The sequence below is a fragment of the Sorangium sp. So ce448 genome (genome assembly GCF_051520915.1).
GTDB classification, from domain to species: Bacteria; Myxococcota_A; Polyangia; order Polyangiales; family Polyangiaceae; genus Sorangium; species Sorangium cellulosum_B.
Genome location: NZ_CP150343.1, coordinates 8,752,977 through 8,772,249 on the forward strand (window position 1 = coordinate 8,752,977; position 19,273 = coordinate 8,772,249).

Consider the following 19,273-nt stretch of genomic DNA (forward strand, 5'->3'; position numbering starts at 1 on the left):
GTCGCGGAGCGCCTGGTGAGGCGCGGTCGCGTTCGAGCCGCCGGCTCGACTCACTCGCGCGGCCTGATGAGCTGGAAATACCGGTTCACGTAGAACCGGTATCCATCAGGGATCTGATCCTTGTTGATCTGCTGCTCTGCGACCGTGTGATAGTCGGTGAAGACCTTCTTGTAGCCGGTCCCCTTGAAGCCCCGCTCGGCCGCGCTGAGGATCACCTCGCTGTTCGAGGGCCCTTGCTGCGTGTCGAGCCCCTGCGCCTGGACGTCCTGGGTCCCCATCTTCGGGTCGGTGCGCTTGCCCGCGACCTCGCCGCCGCGGCCGGAGCCGACGCCGTCACCCCCGGGCTGGTTGCCGCCGTTGCTGTTGCCCTGGCCGCTCCCCGGCCCCTCCTGCCCCTGCCCCTGCCCGCCGCCGGGTATCAGGATCTTCTTGCCGCCGGGCCCGATCACCAGCTCTTGCCCCTGGCCTTGCCCGCCCTTGCCCTGACCGCCCTGGCCTTGCTGGCCCTCCTGCCCTTCCTGCTCGCCGTCGCCCTGCCCCTGCTGGCCCTGCCCCTGCTGCTCCTCACCGCTGCCCTGACTGCCGCGCGCGCGCTTTCCGAAGCGGAGCATCCTGGCCATCCGCTGCTTGCCCCCCTGCCCTTGCTGGCGCACGAGCTCCCGGAGCTCCTCGAGCCGCTGGCGCAGCTCTTCCTTCTCCTGCTCGGACATCTCCTCCTGCTGCATCCGGTTGATGTCCTCGGCCGCCTGCTCGAGATCGTCCGCTGACATCCCGAGGTCGCGCATCAGATCCTCGGCAGCCTTGGCGAGCTCGCGATCGAGCCGGTCGAGCTGGCGCCCGGTCCGCTCCTTCTGCTCGGCCTCGCGGTCGAGCCGCTCCAGCTCGCGCTCCTTCTTCTTGAGCAGCCTCTCCTGCTCGGATCTCTGCTGATCGTTCGCGGAGGCCTTCTGCTTCTGCTTGAGGAGCTGCTCGCGCGCCTCGGCGCGCTTCTCGTTGATCGCGGCGAGGGCCTCCTTGCGGCGCGACGCCGCCTCGGAGAGCGCCTTGCGCAGCCGCTCGACCTCTGCCTTGTCGAACTTCTGCTTCTTGTCGCGGAGCTTCTCGGCGAGCTCCTTCAGGTCCTTCTTCGCCTTCTCGAGATCCTTCTTCTCGAGGGACTCCCCCACGCCCTTCGCCAGGTCGCTCTTCTTGAGGTCGAGCCCCGTCTCCTTGAGCGCCTCTTCGAGCGCCTTCAGATCGGCCTCCGCGCCCTTCAGGAGCTCTCGCTCGAGCGCCTCCATGCGGCGGAACGCCTCGGTGCGATCGAGGCGCTTGTTGGCGATGTCCTCGATGAGCTGGTTGAACCGCTCGACCGCGGACTTCATCTCCGGGCTCTGGTCCTGCCGATCGAGCGCCTTCGCCGCGTCCTTGAAGAGCTCGATGTCATCGGGCGACATGGCGAGCGCGTCGATGGTCGCCGCCACGGGCGCCTGCTTCCGCGGGGTGCGCACCTCCAGCAGCGCCACCGCCAGCACGCCGAGGCCCACCGCGGCGGAGGTCCACAGCTCGCGAGGGAGCGCGAGCGGCGCGGCGCCAGCGGGGCGCAGCCCTGCGGCGTGTTCGCAGGCGTCGTCGATCGCCGCTTCCATCAGGGGGGTGCGCTGCGCTGCGGGCAGCGCGTCGAAGGCGAGCGCGATCGTCAGCCGATCGTGGAGGCCGTGGTGCCGATCGAGGGCGATGGTGCCGGCGCGGGGAGGCAAGCGGCGCAGCATCGCCACGACGAGGGTGGCCAGCACGAGCAGCCCGGCGCCGAGGAGGAGCTGGCGCGCGCGCGGCTCGCCGAGGTACGCCGGGAGCGCCTTGTGCACCGCGAGCGTCCCGGCGGCGAGCGCGAGCGCGAGGGTCAGCGCGCTCGGCAGCGCGCGCAGCGCGCGCCCGAACCGGAGCCTCAGCTCGACCGCGAGCGCGGCGCTGCGAATGCGGTCCAGTTGCTTCGTGCGAGAGTCGCTCACGGTGCTCAGCGCTCCGGGCGCCCCCCGCGGGGGCCCTCGAAGGGGAAACGTCGCAGCATTGTACCTGCTGACGGGTCAGGCGCCCGAAAGTTCCTGGGAGGCTCCGCGCGACGTACGTGGGAGGCTGCGCGCGACGTACGAGGGAATGACGCGCGGCGAGCCCTGATGATTCCCGTGCAGGGCAGCCTCTGCGCTCAACGCGCCGCCCGCATGGATGCGCGTTGACGGTGGTGGGTGGGGGTCTTCCCTCGGGGCGCTGATCGGGCGGCTCTTCTGCGCCCGGCTCGGCGGCGACACGCGTACGTTGCGTGGGAACAAGGTGACGGGCCACTGCGCGCGGCGCCCGCCTCGGATTGGATCACTTCATCGACTTCTTCTTGGACGCCGCCTTCGTGGCGGCCGGCTTCTTCGCCGCGACCGGCTTCTTCGCAGCCTTGGCGGCCGGCTTCTGCGCAGCCTTGGTGGCCGGCTTCTTCGCCGCGGCCGGCTTCTTCGCAGCCTTGGCGGCCGGCTTCTTCGCCACGGCCGGCTTCTTCGCAGCCTTGGCGGCCGGCTTCTTCGCCACGGCCGGCTTCTTCGCAGCCTTGGTGGCCGGCTTCTTCGCCACGGCCGGCTTCTTCGCGGCCTTGGTGGCCGGCTTCTTCGTCGCGGCCGACCGCTTCGCAGCCGCCCTGCTCGCCGTGGCGCCGTTTGCCCCCGACTTCTTCGCCCCCGTCGCCCGCTCTCTGGAAGACGGCTGCGCCGCGGCTTCACGCTCCTCGCCAACCGCGCTCGCCTGAGCCCTGGCGCCGTTCGCATCAGGGACCTGCTTCGCATAACGCGCGAGCGTCTCGCGCACCCGCGCGTCCAGATCCGAGAAATCGAACGGCTTGTTCAACCAGGCGTCCGCGGCGAAGAGCGGCGAGGTCATCTCGTTCAGGTTCTCGCCGATCCCGGTGAGCATGATGACGCCGGTGCTCGCGAACGGCCGTCCGTCGGACGTGTCGCTCTTCAGCCGCTTGCAGATCTCCCAGCCGCTCATGCCGGGCATCATCACGTCCAGGATCACCAGATCCGGCTGGTGCTCGCGCGCGAGCTCCCAGGCGGCATCGCCCTCGGAAGCCTCGATCACAGAGAAACCCAGGTTCCTCAGGTGACGCGCAACGAGGCTCAACATCGCCGGTTCGTCTTCGGCCACCAGCACACGGGGCGGCATCGTGCTCGCGAAAGGCATCGTGGATGCGGATGAGAGTACGTGCGCGCGAACCGGTCAAGAGAGAACGAGAGCGCGCGGCCGCGGCGAGCGCTCTTCACCGTCGCCGCCCGTCGCCGCCCTCCCGAGCGACCCCGAGCGCCCGGGAGGATGCGCTCACGCGGCGCGCGCGAGGGCGATCTTTTCCGTCTGCCCCGCCGCATAGAAGCGTCGCAGCGCCGCGAGAAGCTCGGCATGACGCCCATGGCGGGCAAACTCGGCCTCGAGTCGGCCCGCGAACCGCGCCGCCAGATCGTTCGCGATCCGGTAGCGATCGCCGGTCTCCGTGCCCGGTGGATCCATGAAGGTGACCCGCTCGAAGAGATGGGCGCGGATCCGCGCGGCGCGCTCGGGCTCGAAGCGCCCCGCCCCCGATGGGGCCGCCTCGTGGCGGCGTCCGAGCGGCGGGCCAGGCGGCTCGACCTCGTCAGCCAGATCGCCGTAAACAAGCAGCACGTATTTGTCGACCTCGGCCTGGAGCTCGAGCTCGAGCTGGGTCGCCGGCAGCTCCCTGCGGGCCCGCTCGGCCACATAGAGGAAGTGGCTCACGCCCTCGACGATCTGGCAGATCTCGTCGAACGTCCGCTCTCGCCCCCGCGTGATCGCCCGGCGGGGCAGGTGCAGCGCGATCTCGATATCCCCGTCGGCGTGCCGGATCAGCAGCGCTTCGCGTGCGCTGCCGTCCGTCAGCCGGATGAAATCGTCGACCGCGGGCGCGTCATCGAGCGCATAGGTGCGCGCCAGATGCTGCTGGATCCGGGACGGAAAGGTCGCCCCCAGCATCAGTTGAGCCCGCCCGTACCACGGCTCGGCACGAGCCCTCGTGCCCCGAGCTCATCCGCGAGGCGGCTCGATCCCGTACGAACCCAGCGCTCGTACAGCCGGAGCACCGAGCGCTCATCCCGAGCCCCCGACGCGAGCGTACCGTCGGCCACATCGTTCAGGACGCTCACGAACCGCTCGAATTTCTCGGCCATCTCCGAAAGAACATCGGGCCCCTGGCCGACGCGCGCATTGAGGCGCAGCATAGCGGCGGCATGGTGGTAGGCGGTCGACCCGACCCCGACCACGTAGCCGCGATCGACCCCCTTGAGCTCGATGTGGCCGCCGAAGAAGCCGACCACGTAGAGGACGCTGTCTCCCAGGTTGCGCAGCCGCTGGAAGCGCTCGGCTCCGGAGGCCTCCAGCGCGTCGCGCAGAAGAAAGGTCAGGGGCTGGTTGAAGGCAGACTCGGCATGCTCGTCCGGGTGAGCAAAAGCACAGAGCAGACCGACGAGGTAACTCGACGCCGCCTCGGTGACGGCGACGTTCCGAACTCGGAGCGCCTCGTCCACAACCTCCTGGAAATAGCGGGTCATGCTCGGGGAGAGAGAGATCGCTTGGCTCACAGCGGCACCTCACTTATGCGGGTGCCCTGGATACCGACGTAACCCGGGCCACCGCGCGCTCAGGTCAACCAGACACGTCCTGACGGCCTCCCTCGGGCTGGAGGCCCTGAGGGCATCGCGTCACTGTGCTGCCGCAGCTTTGCCCTCATAAGTGCATTTTAGCCGACGGGCTCCGCCGAGCCCAGCCTTGCGCCACGCACCTTCCCCTGCGATCTCCAGGACTTACAGCCACCTCTGCGCCTGGCTGCCAACGCGCAAAGTGCCGGCCAGGGGCCACTCTTGACACCCTCCAGGGGGTGGCTATCTTCCGCGCGCTCGCTAGCACTCGCCACAGGTGAGTGCTAGCAAAGTGCCCAGACTGCAATCGTAGGGGGCCTTCCGGCGCGCTCCATCGCGCCGGCTGGGTCCGCCGTTCGTGGGACGCGGCGCTCGTCCCCGGAGGACTTGCAAAGATGAAGATTCGACCGCTCCAGGACCGCGTGATCGTTCAGCGCGTGAAGGAAGAAGAGAAGACCAAGGGAGGTCTCTACATTCCGGACACCGCGAAAGAGAAGCCGATCGAGGGGACCGTCGTCGCCGTCGGCAACGGCAAGGTCGCCGAGGACGGTACCGTGCGGAAGCTCGACGTCAAGGAGGGCGATCGCGTCCTCTTCGGCAAGTACTCGGGCACCGAGGTCAAGATCGACGGCGAGGAGCACCTCATCCTCCGCGAGGACGACATCCTCGGCGTGATCGAGAAGTGACGCGGGCGACAGAAGGAACTTAGGAGAGACACCATGGCAGCCAAGGAAATCATCTACAACGAGTCCGCCCGCAGCATGATCCTCGCGGGGGTCAACGCCCTCGCCGACGCGGTCAAGGTCACCCTCGGCCCGAAGGGGCGCAACGTCGTCATCGAGAAGAGCTTCGGCTCGCCGACGGTCACCAAGGACGGCGTCACGGTCGCCAAGGAGATCGAGCTCGAGAACCGCTTCGAGAACATGGGCGCCCAGATGGTCCGCGAGGTCGCCTCGAAGACGAGCGACATCGCCGGCGACGGGACGACCACCGCGACGGTGCTCGCCCAGGCGATCTACCGCGAGGGCTCCAAGCTCGTCGCGGCCGGGCACAACCCGATGGAGATCAAGCGCGGCATCGACAAGGCGGTCGAGGCGATCGTCGAGCACCTCCGCAGCTCCGCCAAGCAGACCAAGGACGCGAAGGAGATCGCGCAGGTCGGCACGATCAGCGCGAACGGCGACGAGACGATCGGCAAGCTCCTCGCCGACGCCATGGAGAAGGTCGGCAAGGAGGGCGTGATCACGGTCGAGGAGGCCAAGAGCGCCGACACGACCCTCGACGTTGTCGAGGGCATGCAGTTCGACCGCGGCTACCTCTCGCCGTACTTCGTGACCGATCCCGAGGCCATGAAGGCGAACCTCGAGGACTGCTACATCCTCATCTCGGAGAAGAAGATCTCCAACATGAAGGACCTGCTCCCGGTGCTCGAGGCGATCGCCAAGAGCCAGAAGCAGCTCCTCATCATCGCCGAGGACGTCGAGGGCGAGGCGCTCGCGACCCTCGTCGTGAACAAGCTCCGCGGCACGCTGCACTGCGCGGCCGTCAAGGCGCCCGGCTTCGGTGACCGCCGCAAGGAGATGCTGAAGGACATCGCCACCCTGACGGACGGCCAGGTGATCGCGGAGGAGCTCGGCCTCAAGCTCGAGAACGTCACGATCAGCGATCTCGGCCGCGCGAAGACGGTCCTCATCGACAAGGACAACACCACGATCGTCGGCGGCCAGGGCAAGAAGGACAAGATCAAGGCCCGGCAGCAGGAGATCCGCGCTCAGATCGAGAACACGACGAGCGACTACGACCGCGAGAAGCTCCAGGAGCGTCTCGCGAAGCTCGTGGGCGGCGTCGCGGTCGTCAAGGTCGGCGCTGCGACCGAGACCGAGATGAAGGAGAAGAAGGCCCGCGTCGAGGACGCGCTCCACGCGACCCGCGCGGCCGTCGAGGAGGGCATCGTCCCGGGCGGCGGCGTGGCGCTCATCCGCGCGCAGAGCTCGCTCGAGAAGCTCAAGGTCAACGACGAGCAGCGGTTCGGCGTGAACATCATCCGCCGCGCCATCGAGGAGCCCCTCCGCCAGATCTCGGCCAACGCCGGGGAAGAGGGCTCGATCGTCGTGCAGAAGGTGCGCGACGGCAAGGACTCGTACGGCTACAACGCCGCGTCGGGCGACTACGGCAACCTGCTCGAGATGGGCGTCATCGATCCGGTCAAGGTCGTCCGGTCGGCGCTCCAGAACGCGGCCAGCGTCGCCAGCCTGATGCTCACCACCGAGGCGCTCATCGCCGAGCGGCCGAAGGAGGAGAAGCCGGCGGCTGGTGGCGGCCACGCGGGCCACGGCCACGACTTCTGATCGCGACGCGCCGCGCTGACCGTTAAGCCCGGCGGGCGAGGGCCGACTTCCTCCTCAGGAAGCCGGCCCTTCGCCATTTCGACTTCCGGCGGGCCGCGGCGCATGATCTGATCCGGCGCAGGTTCGCGATGAGCACCCTGACTACAGAGCGCCTGGCGCTCACCCCGGTCTCGCTGCCCCTGCTCGAGGCGGTCATCCGCGGAGATCGCGCCGAGGCCGAGGCCCTGTCCGGCGCGCGCTTCCCTGGCGCCTGGCCCGGGCGCGCCCTCGTCGAGCGCGCCTTCAGCTCGCCGCTCGACCGGCTGCGCGACGATCCAGAGGCGTTCCTGTGGGGCACGCGGCTGATGGTGACGCGCGCGCAGGAGGAGCGCGTCGTCGTCGGCAGCGTGGTGCTGAACGGCCGGCCCGACGAGACCGGCACGGTGGAGATCGGCTACGGCGTCGAGGGCAAGTCCCAGGGCCAAGGCTACGCGACGGAGGGGTCGCGCGCCGTCCTGCACTGGACGCTGCAGCAGCCGGGCGTGAGGCGCGTCATCGCGACCACGCCGGCCTGGCACCGCGCGTCGCTCCGGGTGATCGAGAAGCTCGGGATGCGCCCTGCCGGAACGCTCGATCACGACCTCCTGGGCGAGCTCCTCGTCTTCGAGCGCTACCCCGAGTAGCGCCCCTCCGTCCACGGACAGGGGCCCGCCTCGGCGCCGCTCACCCTCCTGCGCGGCTCACGCCGCCGCGCGGGTCGCGCCGCCGGGCCCACTCGCACAGGGTCATGCCCGCCGCGATCGCCACGGGGTACGAGTGGTTGATCCCGTACATGGGGATCGCGATCACGTCCTCGCACGCGTCGAGCAGCGCCTGCGGCAGCCCGTCATCCTCGCTGCCGAAGAGGAACACGAGCCCGCTGGGGAACGGCGCCTCCCAGAGGGTGCGCCGCGCGTGATCGCGCTCCACGCCGATGAGCGGGCGGCCGCGCGCCGCTTCGAGGAAGCTCGCCTCGTCGGGGCACTCGACGATGGTCTCGTACTTCTGCATGCCCATCGAAGCGCGCTCGTAGTAGGGCTCGGTCCCGATCAGGAAGATCTCCCGCACCAGGAACGAGTGCGCGACGCGGATGATGGCGCCGATGTTGAACGGGTTCTTCGCGCGGCAGACGGCGATGGAGAAGTCGCTCCGCAAGGGGGCGAGCTCTTCGCGGATCTCCCGGGTGGTGAGCCCGAAGGGCGGGATCTTCACGGCGCGCTGGCTCCCCTACTCGGCGGCGGCGAAGCGATCGAACAGCGGATAGATGGGCCCCTCGTGGACCCTGATCCGCTCGGTCGTGCCCGTGGCGTGCTTGACCAGGAGCACGAGCCCCGCGCGCGGCACGGCGTCGAGCGCGCCCCGGATCGCCGCGACGGACATGCGCCGCACTGGCTGCCCGGCGATCTCCAGCACCTCGTCGTCCTTGCGGAGCCCGGCGCGCTCTGCAGGCCCGCCCTCCATCGTCCGCGAGATGAATGCGGAGCCGGAATGCAGCTGGTACCAGAGGCCGAGGCCGAACTTGGCGTGCGCCGGCTGGAACGCGAGCGTGAGCGAGCCGCCCGCGTCGAGCTCGACCTCGATCTCGCCTGCGGCTCGGTGCGTATCGCTCGGACGGCCGATGTCGCGCACCCCGATCGGCTTGTCGATGAGCGGATTCGCTTCCCAGACCTCCACCCGGAGCCGGTCCTCGGGCAAGATCTGGAAGTTTCCGCTGGGTCCTTCGGGCCAGGTCGGCTCCAGCGTGTTCGCTTGCTCCGCCGTCCGAAAGATCTCCGCGCCGTTGACGAAGACGCGGACATAGGGGTCCGGGAGGTCGCCGGCGCCGGAATCCCAGGCGCGGCCGTCCCGAGTGCGCTCCGGGATTCTCGCCCGGACGACCCTTAGCCATCGGACATCCTCGGGCGGCGGAGGATGCAGCTCCTGGTCTGAAGGAGGCTCGTGCAGGCGGGTCGAAAGCTCGGGATAGAGCGCCGAGCAGCCGCCCGCGGCGAGCGGTGTGCCACCTGCAGCGAGCAGCAGGATGAACGCGGGCAAGCAGAGCGATAGCGCGCGATGCCGTTGGAGGACCAAGATGGCGCCATTTTTGGCCGGAGCCGGCGTCAGCCGCAACTAAACCGTGCTATTTCGGGCTCCCATGCAGGATCAGCCCGTCATTGCTACCAGCGACCTCAGCGCGCACGTCGGCAGCACTGTCGTGCTCCGCGGATGGCTCTACAACAAGCGATCGAGCGGCAAGCTCCACTTCCTCGAGCTGCGCGACGGCTTCGGCACCGTCCAGTGCGTGATGGCGAAGAGCGACGTCGGCGACGAGGTCTTCGCGGCCGCCGACAAGGTCACCCAGGAGAGCGTGATCGATGTCGTCGGCGAGGTGAAGGCGCACCCGAAGCGCGCGGGGGTCTACGAGATCGCCGCGTCCGGCTTCCGTGTGCTCGGCCCCACCGCCGGCGAGTACCCGATCTCCCCGAAGGAGCACGGGACCGACTTCCTCATGGATCACCGCCACCTCTGGCTGCGATCGAAGCGGCAGCACGCGATCTTGCGCGTCCGTCACACCATCATCCAGGCCATCCGCGACTTCTTCGACGGGCGCGGGTTCACGCTCGTCGATGCGCCGGTCTTCACGCCGAACGCGTGCGAGGGGACGAGCACGCTGTTCCAGACCGACTACCACGGCGAGAAGGCGTACCTCACCCAGTCGGGGCAGCTTTACATGGAGGCGGCAGCGGCCGCGTTCGGAAAAGCGTACTGCTTCGGGCCCACGTTCCGCGCGGAAAAGTCGAAGACCCGACGCCACCTGGCCGAGTTCTGGATGGTCGAGCCCGAGGTGGCGTTCATGGACCTCGCGGGCGACATGGACCTCGCGGAAGACTTCCTCTGCTTCATCGTCGAGCGGGTTCTCGAGCGGCGCCGCCCCGAGCTCGCGGTGCTCGAGCGCGACGTCGCGAAGCTCGAGGCCGTCAAGAAGCCGTTCCCGCGCATCCGCTACGACGAGGCCGTCGCCATCCTGAACGAGGCGCGCGCGGAAAAACGCAAAATGGCCGGAGAAGCCGAAATTCCGGATTTTCCCTGGGGAGAAGACTTCGGCGGCGAGGACGAGACGATCATCTCCGGCCGGTACGATCGCCCCGTCATGATTCACCGCTATCCGGCTCAGGTGAAAGCCTTCTACATGAAGCGCGATCCGACGGACGACCGGGTCGCGCTCTGCGTCGATGTCCTGGCGCCGGAAGGTTATGGAGAGGTGATCGGGGGCGGGCAGCGCGAGGATGATCTCGCCACCCTCGAGCGGGCAATCGAGGCGCATCAGCTGCCCCCCGAGGCGTTCGGCTGGTACCTGGATCTGCGCCGGTATGGCACCTTCCCGCATGCGGGCTTCGGGCTCGGCGTCGAGCGGAGCGTCGCCTGGATCTGCGGTCTACCGCACGTGCGCGAGACGATCCCGTTCCCGCGCATGCTGAATCGGCTCTCGCCTTAGTGCCGCGCGTCAGAGATCCTGCCGGAAATTCTGGGCGCCGCTTGGCAGCGCCTCGTTCACGGCGCGATGCGCCACGACGCCGACGCAGCGGGCCGACGCGGGGGAGCGTGGAAGCGTGAAAGCGTGGGAGCAGACGAGGCTAGCCGCTCCTCGCGCGCACCCACGCGTCGGAATCGCGACGCTGTGCGAGGAGCGTGAGTAAGAGGTAACGCGAGCGGCAAGCCCACGCGACGCGCGACAACGGCGGGCAGTGTGGTCAGGCCGTGCCCGTGCCCCGCCTCGCCGCTGGGGATCCGTTTTTGCTCCGCTTGCAGGGCGACTCTGTCGTATCAAGAAAGCATAGGGCGCAACCCGCGACCCACGCTCACTCGGCCGACCGACGGAGCCACCCCTGCTTGCAGATGAGGGAGCGCTCTACCGGCGAGCCGGACCCTGCCCCCGCCTCCCCGACCCAACTCGCGAGGACAAAGCTATGGCTCGTCTCGTCGGCTTTATCGGTAACCGTCCGGATCTCGGCGCGCGTGCGATCGAGCTCGAAGAACGTGCCCTCACGGTTCGCCGAAGGGAGGGCGTGATCCCTGGCTGGGGGGTCGGTTTCTACCAGGGAGGAGAGATTCTCCTCAAGCGCCGGCCGATCGACGATCGACCCGAGATCAGCCTGGTCGACATGACCAAGGACGTGCGCGCCGACATCCTCGTGGCGCATGTCCGGGCTGCGACCGTCGGCAGCCTGCGCACCGAGAACACGCACCCCTTCCGTTATCGGCAGTGGCTGTTCGCCCACACGGGCACGGTCGAAGGGTTCGCCCGCCTGCGGAACCAGCTGAGCGACTCGCTGCCGCAGTTTCTCCAGCGCGACGTTCGCGGCGAGACGGACAGCGAGCTCCTCTTCCACCTGTTCCTGTCCTTCCTCCACGACAGCGGCCAGCTCGATCGACCCAACGTGGACGCGGCGAGCGCGCGGACGGCCCTCCGGTCCTCCATCGCGCTCGTGGACCGGCTCTGCGCGGAGGAAGGGGCGGGGCCGAGCGCGATGAACATCGTGGTCACGAACCCCGAGTACCTGCTCGCCGCCCACGGCGGCACGTCGATGGCGTACCGCATCTACCAGGGCAGCGAGGACATGGAGCGGCTCCTCAGCGACGGCGGGTTGGGCCGAATGCGCATGCCGGACTATGCCGCGAGCCGGTTGACGCTCGTCGCGTCGGACTTCGATGACGACCAGGCCCCCGCGGGGTGGACCCACGTCGGCGAGCGTGCGATCGTGACGTTCACCCGCGCCGATGCTCCCGCGATCGAGCCGATCTGAACGCCCGGAGGGCCCGCAGGAGGCCAGGGCCCATGCGCCGCCGGCCGGCGCTCCGGACGCCTCTCGGCCGTCGCGAGCGTGTCCATCGCTGCTCGTCGCCGTGATCGCGGGCGGGTCGCTCCTGGGGTGCGGCCGCGGAGGACCGGCCTCCTTTCCCACCGCCGCCGAGCTCTCTGACGAGCGCCGCCGCCCCGACGGCGTGGCGCTCGATCCGGCGAGCACCCCGCCGCCACCGACGAACCAGGCAGACGTCGAGGACAGCGTCGTGACCCTCCGGACGCCTCTCGGCATCGGCGCCGCGCTGGACGTCGTGGACGAGTTCTTCCGGCGGGTGGTCGCCGAGGACAGCGAAGCCTTGAGCGAGTTGCTGACGCGCGATGCCCTCGCGATCCACACCGGCTCGGGCGGTTCGGGGCAGCCGCCGAGCGCCGGGCTCTGGTGGGAGCAGCGGTTCCGGCGACTCGAGTACGGAAAGCTCGCCGGAGAGCCGGTCTATCGGGAGTCGGAGCTCCAGATCTTCCGGGCCGAGGACGCGCTCGCGACGCCGCAACACCCCGCGATCCAGCCGGAGACGCTCGATGACCAGGACGTCGTGATCCGCGTGCCGATCGCGACCGCGCGGGTCGCAACGGATCGCCTGCTCGGCGACGAGATCGTCGTCTGGCTGCGCCGCGACGGCCCGCGATTCAGGATCTATCGGCTGCTCGAGGACTTCCAGTTACAGTAGGCTTTGCGCTTGTGCCATATCTCCGACAAGATCGGGGCTCGATGAGCCGCCTCAAGATCGCGTTCGTGGGCTCCGGGGGAGCGGCGCGAGGCCTTGCGCACCTCGGCGTGCTGAAGGCTTGCGAGGAGCTGGGCATCCATCCAGAGATCTACGTGGGCGCGGGAGCGGGCGCGCTGGTCAGCGCGACGTACGGGCAAGACATCCCGCTCGATGTGCTGCTCGACGCCTACCGCCTCCCCTGGAGACGGCGTCACCGCGGGCCTCGCCTCCACGTGTCGAGCTTCTTCGGAGCTCCCGCCCTGCGCGATCTGCTCGACCCGGGATACCTCTGCTCGGGGGTGTTCTCGATCGACAAGCTCGAGCGCTACGTGCGCCGGACGCTGCCGATCAACGACTTCCGGCAGCTGCCGCACGCCGTCTACGTGACGGCGGTGGACGTGGACAGCGCCAAGCGCGTCGTGTTCGGCCCGGGCTACGACGAGGCCACGCCGATCAGCCAGGCGGTGGCCGCCAGCTGCTGCGTGCCCGGCCTGTTCCGGCCCTACCGCATCAACGGCCGCTATCACTTGAGCGGCGAGGTGATCCGGACGCTCTCCGCCGATGTGGCCGTGAATGCCGGCGCGAACATCGTGATCATCTCCAACATCTACCGCCCCGAGGAGCGCGACGAGTCGCAGCGCTCGATCGCGAGGAGCGGCGCGCCCAGCGTCGTCCGGCAGTCGCTCAGCATCCTTCTGGCCGAGAAGGAGCGCCGGGGCGTCGAGCTCCTCTCCAAGCTCTACCCGAACGTCACCTTCCTGGACGTGGCGCCCGCGATCGGCCGGTACAGCTACATGAACCGGTTCGCCGCCAAGCCGCTCGTCCTGCGCGGCTACCGCACCGCGCTCCGCATACTCGCCGCCGCGAAGGAGAAGGGCGTCTTCGATGCCCCCTCCTCCAAGAGCGCGCTGAACTAGAGCGGCGGTCTCGTCGCGCAGCGACCGACCGCTACATCCCCGCGACGATGCGGTACCCGTCCTGGTACTCCACCAGCTCCAGCCGGTTGTCGTCGACCTTGCGGCGCCACTCTTCGCCCTTGCCCCCCGGGATGCGGTAGCTCGCGCTGAAGGTGTAGTCGACGTAGATGACGTCATCCCCCTTCAGGACGCGCCGGTAGCGGATCTCGTAGCGGATGGCGCGAGCGTCCTGGAACTTGCCGGCGAGGTACGCGCGCAGGCCAGCGTAATCGAGGTCGTCCGCCGCATCGATGTTGCCGCCGTCCTCGTAGTACTTGGGCGACGCGAGCTTGAGCAGCTCGCCCACGTTCTTGCTCTCCACCGCGTTGCGATACTTCTCGCAGAACGAGATGATCTTGCGGTTGTCGTCGTTGTCCTCCACGTCTGTGTTCGGGATGTAGTGGGTCGCGCACCCGGCGAGGACGGCCGAAGCAACGACGAGGAGCGAAGCGACAGCTTTTGTTTGGCGGCAGAACATACGCGGGCAGGACAACGCTCGGGGGAAGCAGCTGATTCCAGCTGGGAACCTTGCCAGATCGAGGCGCGGATCGGCAAGCGAAGCGATCACGACCACCAAGGATGACGGGGACGGGCAGCCGCTACGCGTGCTCCTCGAGCCAGCGGAGCAGGGCGAGATGGCCAACCGGACCCTCGTGGTCGACAGGAAGGTCCGGATCGACCTTGCGCAGGCGCTCTTCGTCGCCGGGATCCGCCTGCAGCAGGAGCGCGACCGCGCCGCTGGCGAGCGCGCGGTGCTGGGCGCCGGTGAGTCCGAGCAGCTCGCGCGCGACCGGCCCCGCGTCGTCGGCCGCGAGGACGACCATGCGGTCGGCGTCGGAGGACGCGACGAGCTCGGCCGCGGCGCGGAGCGCCTCCAGCGCGCCGCCGAGCCCGGCGCCGACCGCGAAGCTCGGCCCGGTGAGCTGGTACGCGATGGCGCACTCGCCCGCGATCGCGTTCGGCGACGTCGCAGGGAAGAGGCGCGGCTCGACGAAGCGGGCTCCGCGGGCGCGGCGGCGGGCGTCGTACACATCGTTGGTGTCGATCGTGGCGAACGCGTGGCCCGCGACGATGCCGGCCCCCCGCAAGCGATCGGCGCCGACGATGGCGGCGAGGGCTGCCACCGCGGTCAGCCCGAGCCGGCAGAGCGGGTCGAGGCGCGCGAGGCGGTCGCGCGCGATGCCTGTCGCCTCGGCGAGGCGCCCGAGATCGGAGCCCGTCACGTGCGCGTGCGCGCGGAGAACCACGGCGCGAGGGCGCGGCGGGCGGCGCCCGCTGGCGGAGGACGTGAGCAAGAGGGCGGCGTTGGCGCCGCCGAACGCTGCCGAGAGCTTGAGCGCCGAAGAGAGCGGGCGGGGCTCGGCGCGGTCGAGCAGGTGAGCCGGCGCGTCGGGGTCGAGCTCGCCTTCGGAGGCCGCCGGCGGAGCGATGGACGCCTGGAGGGCGGCCGCTGCGGCGAGCGCCTCGAGCACGCCTGCGGCCCCGAGCGTGTGCCCTATCTGAGCCTTGAACGGGTGGACCACCGGCGGAGGCGCATCCGCGCCCAGCAGCGCGCCCGAGCCCTCCACGGCGCCGCGCGGCGAGAGCAGCGCGGCGATCGCGCGCGACTCCATCGCGTCGTTGTAAGGCGTCGCCGTGGCGTGGGCGCTGATCAGACCGACGCGCGACGCAGGCCACCCGGCGTCGGCGAGCGCCGCGGCGCCAGCGCGCGCGAGCCCCGAGCCGGTTCGATCCGGGGCGGTGATGTGCACCGCGTCCGTGGAGGCGCCGAAGCCGGCGACGCGGACGATCACCGGGGCGCCGCGGAGACGGTCCTCGCGGACGAGGGCGACGACGGCGGCGCCCTCGCCGAGCGCCATGCCGTCACGGCCGACACGAAACGGGCGCGACCTGGACGCCGTTGTCGCGCGGAGCGCCTCGAAGCCGGCGGCCACGAAGATGCTGAGGGCGTCGTAGCCACCGGCGAGCACGAGATCGCAGGCGTCGCGATCGAGCCAGCGGAGACCGAGGCCGATCGCCAGGGTGCTCGCCGCGCACGCCGCGAGCAGGTGTGTGCGCAGCGGGGTCCGCTCGAGCCCGAACGCCGCGAGCGCGTCGTTGAACGGCGCGAAATACGTCGCGCGCGAGGCCAGCGCGGCGAGCGATCCGGCGTCGGCGCCCTCGGCGCGGGCGGCGAAGAACCGCTCCGCGGTGAGCATGCCGCCGCTGGAGGTGCCGAGGGCGATGCCGATGCGCTCGCCACGAAAGCCCGGACGCACGCCCTCCAGCGCCGCGAGCGTCTGTGAGAGCGCCGCCTTCAGCAGGTCCGTGGCGCGATCGGCGCCTGGAGCGACGCCGAGCTCCGCCGGCGCGCGCGCGGCGAACGGCCGCAGCAGGCCGGCGCGAGCAAGCTCCGCGTCGCGCGCGATCGCGACAGGCGCAGGCTCGCCAGCCCGAGGGACGCGGTAGGCGAGAGGGCCGAGGCCGAGCGCCGAGACAGCGCCCGAGGCGATGACGCAGGCGTCGCTCATGAGCCGCCCCCCGGCCGGAGCGCGTCGGGATCGACGAACGCGCGCGGATCCGGCGCGCGATCCCGCTCCTCGGCCTCGCAGATCACCGTGATGAGCAGCCCGGTCGAGGCCTGCGCGTAACGGACGTTGCCGCAGCCCATGCCCTCGGCGATCACGACCTCCTCGTCGAGCCGGCGCCGGCGGGCGCCCTCCGCCGTCGACCACGTGGTGCGGCGCGCGCCGATCACGCCTCGGTCGTTGACCCGCAGATCGATCACGGCGTCGCCGTCGCGCAGGACGAAGGAATCCGTGCTGTCGGCGCGCGAGTACCAGAGCAGCGTCCCCGCCGCCGGGTGGAGCATCCACCAGCGCAGGAAATCTACCGGCAGACCGCGGAGCGCAGTCCGTGGCGTCGAGGCATCGCCGCGCCTCAGCAGATCGAGCGCGGGAACGGCGAAACGGAAGCGATCGCCGCGGGCCCACAGGTCGAGCGCGGTGGTGCCGCCCGGGCCGAGGAGGATCATCCGCAGCGCGCCCTCGGGCGCGAGAATGTCGCTCCCCGCCGCGCGTGCTCGCCCTTCGATCGCCGGCGGGGCGACCGCTATCGCGCCGCGCGCCTCGAGCACGTGGCCTGTGCGTGGCTCCCGCAATGCCAGGCGGACGCGGAGCGTGCGCGGGCCAGCCCCCTCGACCTCGCGGCGGAGACCTGCGAGGCGCTCGCGCCCCTCCCGCCACGCGGAGGGGTCGAGCCGCGCGGCGGACGTGCCCGCCGATGGGCCAGGCAGGAGGCGCGCCAGCTCGGCGTCGAGCGCGCCGCCGCGCCGCGGGGCGCTCGCGGCGCAGGCAGGGAGGCTCGCGAGCAAGAGCAGGAGGCGCCCGGCGCTGACGAGGTGCCGCGCACGACGGCGGGGAGCGGGCAGCGATGTCCTCACGCGTCGCCGGGAGCGACCAGCAGGATGGCGTATCCCCGGTCGGGTGCGCCGCCCACGACGAGCACGCTCGCGAGGTCGCGGCAGGCGAGCGCCGCGACCGCCGCAGCGGCGGCGAACCCGCCGGCGCCCTCGTGATCGCCTGAGCGCGACGCGAGCGTGGAGCGCCGCACCTCGGCCCACGGTGAGCCCTGCAGACAGGCGACGAGGCGCTCCTCCTCCCGTCCGACGAACACGGCGGCTGGCGACGGGACGGTGGCCTGTGCTCGCAGGGCGACCTCTCCCGGAGCGCCGAGGCGCGCCGGCGCTGGCGCTCCCGCGAGCATCCCCACGCCGTCACCCCGCCAGGAGTTCCACCAGGACACCATCGCCACCGGGCGCGCCCCTCGCTCACGCACACGCTCGGCGCTCTCGAAGAGCAGCACGGCAGCGCCCTCGCTGCGGACACCGCTGCTGACGACCTGCGAGCAGATCGGACCGAGGCACCGCTCGATCATCGGGCTCGTCTCCTCGACGCTGCCCGCGGCGAGCGCCTCCCCCTCCCCGGCCGTGATGAGCTCGATGGCCGTGACCATGGCCGCTTCCGCGGTCGCTCCGAGATCGGCCATCGCGAACACCGGGCCACGGAGGCCCAGGTAGATGGAGGCATGCCCGACCGGCGACGAGGGGACCAGGTTCGGAAAATCGGCGGGGCTCGCGTACTTCGCGCCCTTGTCGTAGATGCGCCGCATGTAGGCGGTCGAGGCGTCGACGCTGCCAAAGGACGCGCCGACGATGGCGCCGGGCAGGGTGCGGCTCGGCGCGACGTCGGCCGCCGGATCGCCCGCGCCGGCCTTGGCCTGTACCGCGCCTCCGAGCCCGGCCTCAGAGAGGGCCGTGAGGATCGCGGCCGTCGTCAGCCGGCCAGCTCGGTCGAGCCGCCTCGCCCGCGCGAGATCGAGGTGCGCGGCCGTGTTGAAGGGGATGGCCCCTTCCGCTGGCGGAGGGCCAGGCTCGAGATATGCGGCGCCGCCGCGGGACGCCAGGACGCCGAGCGGGCCGATCGTCGCGGCCGCGGTCACGACGACCGAGCGCCGCCGGGGCGCGCTGCCGGCGTCGAGCGGAGGTGGGAAACGGCCGGGCTGCGCGAGCACGAGCACGCTGTCCGTGCCGCCGAAGCCGAACGAGTTCGACATCGCCGACCGGATCGGCGCCTCGCGCGCCTCCTTGAGGTGCACGAGCTGGCAGTCCGGATCGACCTCTTCGAGGCCGCCGGTCGGGGGCATCACGCCGCGCGCGATGGCGAGGGCGGTGATCGCCGCCTCGACCGCGCCCGCTGCGCCGAGCGTGTGCCCGATCTGCCCCTTCGATGAGGAGACGGCGATGCGGTTCACCTCGGGGCCGAGGCAGGCGCGCAGGGCGGCGCTCTCCATGACGTCGTTCAGCGGCGTCGCGGTGCCGTGCGCGTTGACGTAATCGAGATCCGAGGGCGTGAGCGCCGCGCACCGGAGAGCGTCGCGCATGACGCGCGCGGCGGTGCGCCCCTCGCGCTCGGGGTTGGTGATGTGATGCGCCTCGGCGCCGGTCGCCCATCCGCGGAGCTCGACGATCGGCTCCGCCCCGCGCGCGCGCGCGGCGTCCTCGGACTCGAGGAGCAGGAACGCCGCCGCTTCGCCGAGGTTCAGACCGGCGCGCCGCCGATCGAACGGGCGGCACGGCTCCGGATCGACGGCCGCGAGCGCGCCGAAGCCGGTGTACGTCAGCCGGCACAGGCCGTCGGCGCCCCCCGCGAGCACGCGGGTGGAGAGGCCGGCGCGGAGCCAGGCCGCGCCCAGCAACACGGCGTTCGCGCCGCTCGAGCAGGCGCTGCAGACGCTCCTCACCCGACGGAACGGACCGACGGCGGCGCGGACGTGGTCGGCCGTCGAGGAGAGGGGATGCGAGAGCATCCGCTTCAGGGGGGCGATCGCGCTGGGGTCGTGCGACAGCCAGGCGAGCAAGTCCTCCGTCTCGAACATCCCGGCGGTCGTCCCGCCGACCACCAGGTCGACTGGAACGGCCCTCGGGTCGATGCCCGCGTGTCCGAGCGCCTCGCGGGCCGAGAGCACGGCCATGGCGTCGGTTCGAGACCACCCTTCCGCCTCGCCCGGCGGCGCGATCTCCTCGGGGGAGAGGTCGCGGACCTCCGCGGCGATGCGCCCGCGCGTCCCGGGGATCTCGAACAAGGAGAGCGGCGCGAAGGCCCGTTCTCCTGCGATGAGCCGGTCCATCGTCTCGCTCGCCCCGCGCGCCAGGGGCGAGACGACCCCGATGCCCGTCACCCAGATTCGCACGCCC

17 protein-coding genes are annotated in these 19,273 nt (G+C 70.7%); 7 read left to right on the forward strand and 10 right to left on the reverse strand.

Translation table 11 applies throughout. The annotated features are described in order from the left end of the window. Positions 1-50 precede the first annotated feature (50 nt). The 4 genes from WMF45_RS33000 to WMF45_RS33015 form a co-directional block, all read right to left on the reverse strand. Positions 51-1,991 (reverse strand): hypothetical protein, encoded by a 1,941-nt coding sequence (locus WMF45_RS33000; protein WP_437709085.1) that lies wholly within the window; start codon positions 1,989-1,991, stop codon positions 51-53. A gap of 358 nt (positions 1,992-2,349) precedes the next feature. Continuing rightward, positions 2,350-3,204 carry a response regulator transcription factor gene (locus WMF45_RS33005; RefSeq protein ID WP_437709087.1) on the reverse strand — a complete coding sequence of 285 codons (855 nt, stop codon included), beginning with the start codon at positions 3,202-3,204 and terminating at the stop codon, positions 2,350-2,352. A gap of 135 nt (positions 3,205-3,339) precedes the next feature. Further along, on the reverse strand, positions 3,340-4,005 hold the full coding sequence (locus WMF45_RS33010) for a hypothetical protein (protein WP_437709089.1): 666 nt from the start codon (positions 4,003-4,005) through the stop codon (positions 3,340-3,342). Beyond that, entirely contained in the window at positions 4,005-4,610 is a 606-nt protein-coding gene (locus WMF45_RS33015) for a hypothetical protein (RefSeq protein WP_437542940.1), read from the reverse strand. Before WMF45_RS33015 ends, WMF45_RS33010 begins: the two co-directional genes overlap by 1 nt. A 452-nt stretch (positions 4,611-5,062) precedes the next feature. Here WMF45_RS33015 and groES point away from each other — a divergent pair, with 452 nt between their 5' ends. The 3 genes from groES (at position 5,063) to WMF45_RS33030 (ending at position 7,677) form a co-directional block, all read left to right on the forward strand. Continuing rightward, entirely contained in the window at positions 5,063-5,353 is a 291-nt protein-coding gene (groES, locus tag WMF45_RS33020; RefSeq protein WP_012238539.1) for a co-chaperone GroES, read from the forward strand. A gap of 33 nt (positions 5,354-5,386) precedes the next feature. After that, positions 5,387-7,015, forward strand: coding sequence for a chaperonin GroEL (gene groL / locus WMF45_RS33025; RefSeq protein ID WP_437542942.1), 1,629 nt, complete (start codon positions 5,387-5,389; stop codon positions 7,013-7,015). 128 nt (positions 7,016-7,143) lie between these two features. Further along, positions 7,144-7,677, forward strand: coding sequence for a GNAT family N-acetyltransferase (locus WMF45_RS33030; RefSeq protein WP_437709091.1), 534 nt, complete (start codon positions 7,144-7,146; stop codon positions 7,675-7,677). A 40-nt stretch (positions 7,678-7,717) separates the two neighbouring features. Here WMF45_RS33030 and WMF45_RS33035 read toward each other — a convergent pair whose 3' ends face one another. Both WMF45_RS33035 and WMF45_RS33040 read right to left on the reverse strand, forming a co-directional pair. Further along, positions 7,718-8,245 carry a TrmH family RNA methyltransferase gene (locus WMF45_RS33035; protein WP_437709093.1) on the reverse strand — a complete coding sequence of 176 codons (528 nt, stop codon included), beginning with the start codon at positions 8,243-8,245 and terminating at the stop codon, positions 7,718-7,720. Between the two features lie 15 nt (positions 8,246-8,260). Continuing rightward, positions 8,261-9,067, reverse strand: a complete 807-nt coding sequence (locus WMF45_RS33040) for a PDZ domain-containing protein (RefSeq protein WP_437709094.1) — start codon at positions 9,065-9,067, stop codon at positions 8,261-8,263. A 100-nt stretch (positions 9,068-9,167) separates the two neighbouring features. Here WMF45_RS33040 and asnS point away from each other — a divergent pair, with 100 nt between their 5' ends. The 4 genes from asnS to WMF45_RS33060 all read left to right on the forward strand — a co-directional run bounded on the left by asnS (position 9,168) and on the right by WMF45_RS33060 (position 13,500). Beyond that, positions 9,168-10,508, forward strand: coding sequence for an asparagine--tRNA ligase (asnS, locus tag WMF45_RS33045; RefSeq protein ID WP_437709096.1), 1,341 nt, complete (start codon positions 9,168-9,170; stop codon positions 10,506-10,508). 571 nt (positions 10,509-11,079) lie between these two features. Next, entirely contained in the window at positions 11,080-11,817 is a 738-nt protein-coding gene (locus WMF45_RS33050) for a class II glutamine amidotransferase (protein WP_437709098.1), read from the forward strand. Positions 11,818-11,917: 100 nt separating this feature from the next. Further along, a complete protein-coding gene (locus WMF45_RS33055) occupies positions 11,918-12,544 on the forward strand; it encodes a hypothetical protein (RefSeq protein WP_437709100.1) in 627 nt (208 codons plus the stop codon). Positions 12,545-12,585: 41 nt separating this feature from the next. Then, positions 12,586-13,500: a patatin-like phospholipase family protein gene (locus tag WMF45_RS33060; protein WP_437542959.1), complete on the forward strand. Its 915-nt coding sequence runs from the start codon at positions 12,586-12,588 to the stop codon at positions 13,498-13,500. Between the two features lie 31 nt (positions 13,501-13,531). Here the strand turns inward: WMF45_RS33060 and WMF45_RS33065 are convergent, their stop codons facing one another. From WMF45_RS33065 to WMF45_RS33080, 4 genes are all read right to left on the reverse strand, one after another. Continuing rightward, the gene (locus WMF45_RS33065) at positions 13,532-14,017 is read right to left on the reverse strand and encodes a hypothetical protein (RefSeq protein WP_437709102.1); all 486 of its coding nucleotides are present in this window, start codon (positions 14,015-14,017) and stop codon (positions 13,532-13,534) included. Positions 14,018-14,138: 121 nt separating this feature from the next. After that, entirely contained in the window at positions 14,139-16,049 is a 1,911-nt protein-coding gene (locus WMF45_RS33070) for a beta-ketoacyl synthase N-terminal-like domain-containing protein (protein WP_437709104.1), read from the reverse strand. Then, positions 16,046-16,960 (reverse strand): hypothetical protein, encoded by a 915-nt coding sequence (locus WMF45_RS33075; protein ID WP_437709106.1) that lies wholly within the window; start codon positions 16,958-16,960, stop codon positions 16,046-16,048. The genes WMF45_RS33070 and WMF45_RS33075 overlap by 4 nt, the downstream gene beginning before the upstream one ends. After that, a complete protein-coding gene (locus tag WMF45_RS33080; RefSeq protein ID WP_437709108.1) occupies positions 16,957-19,269 on the reverse strand; it encodes a beta-ketoacyl synthase N-terminal-like domain-containing protein in 2,313 nt (770 codons plus the stop codon). Before WMF45_RS33080 ends, WMF45_RS33075 begins: the two co-directional genes overlap by 4 nt. Positions 19,270-19,273 lie beyond the last annotated feature (4 nt).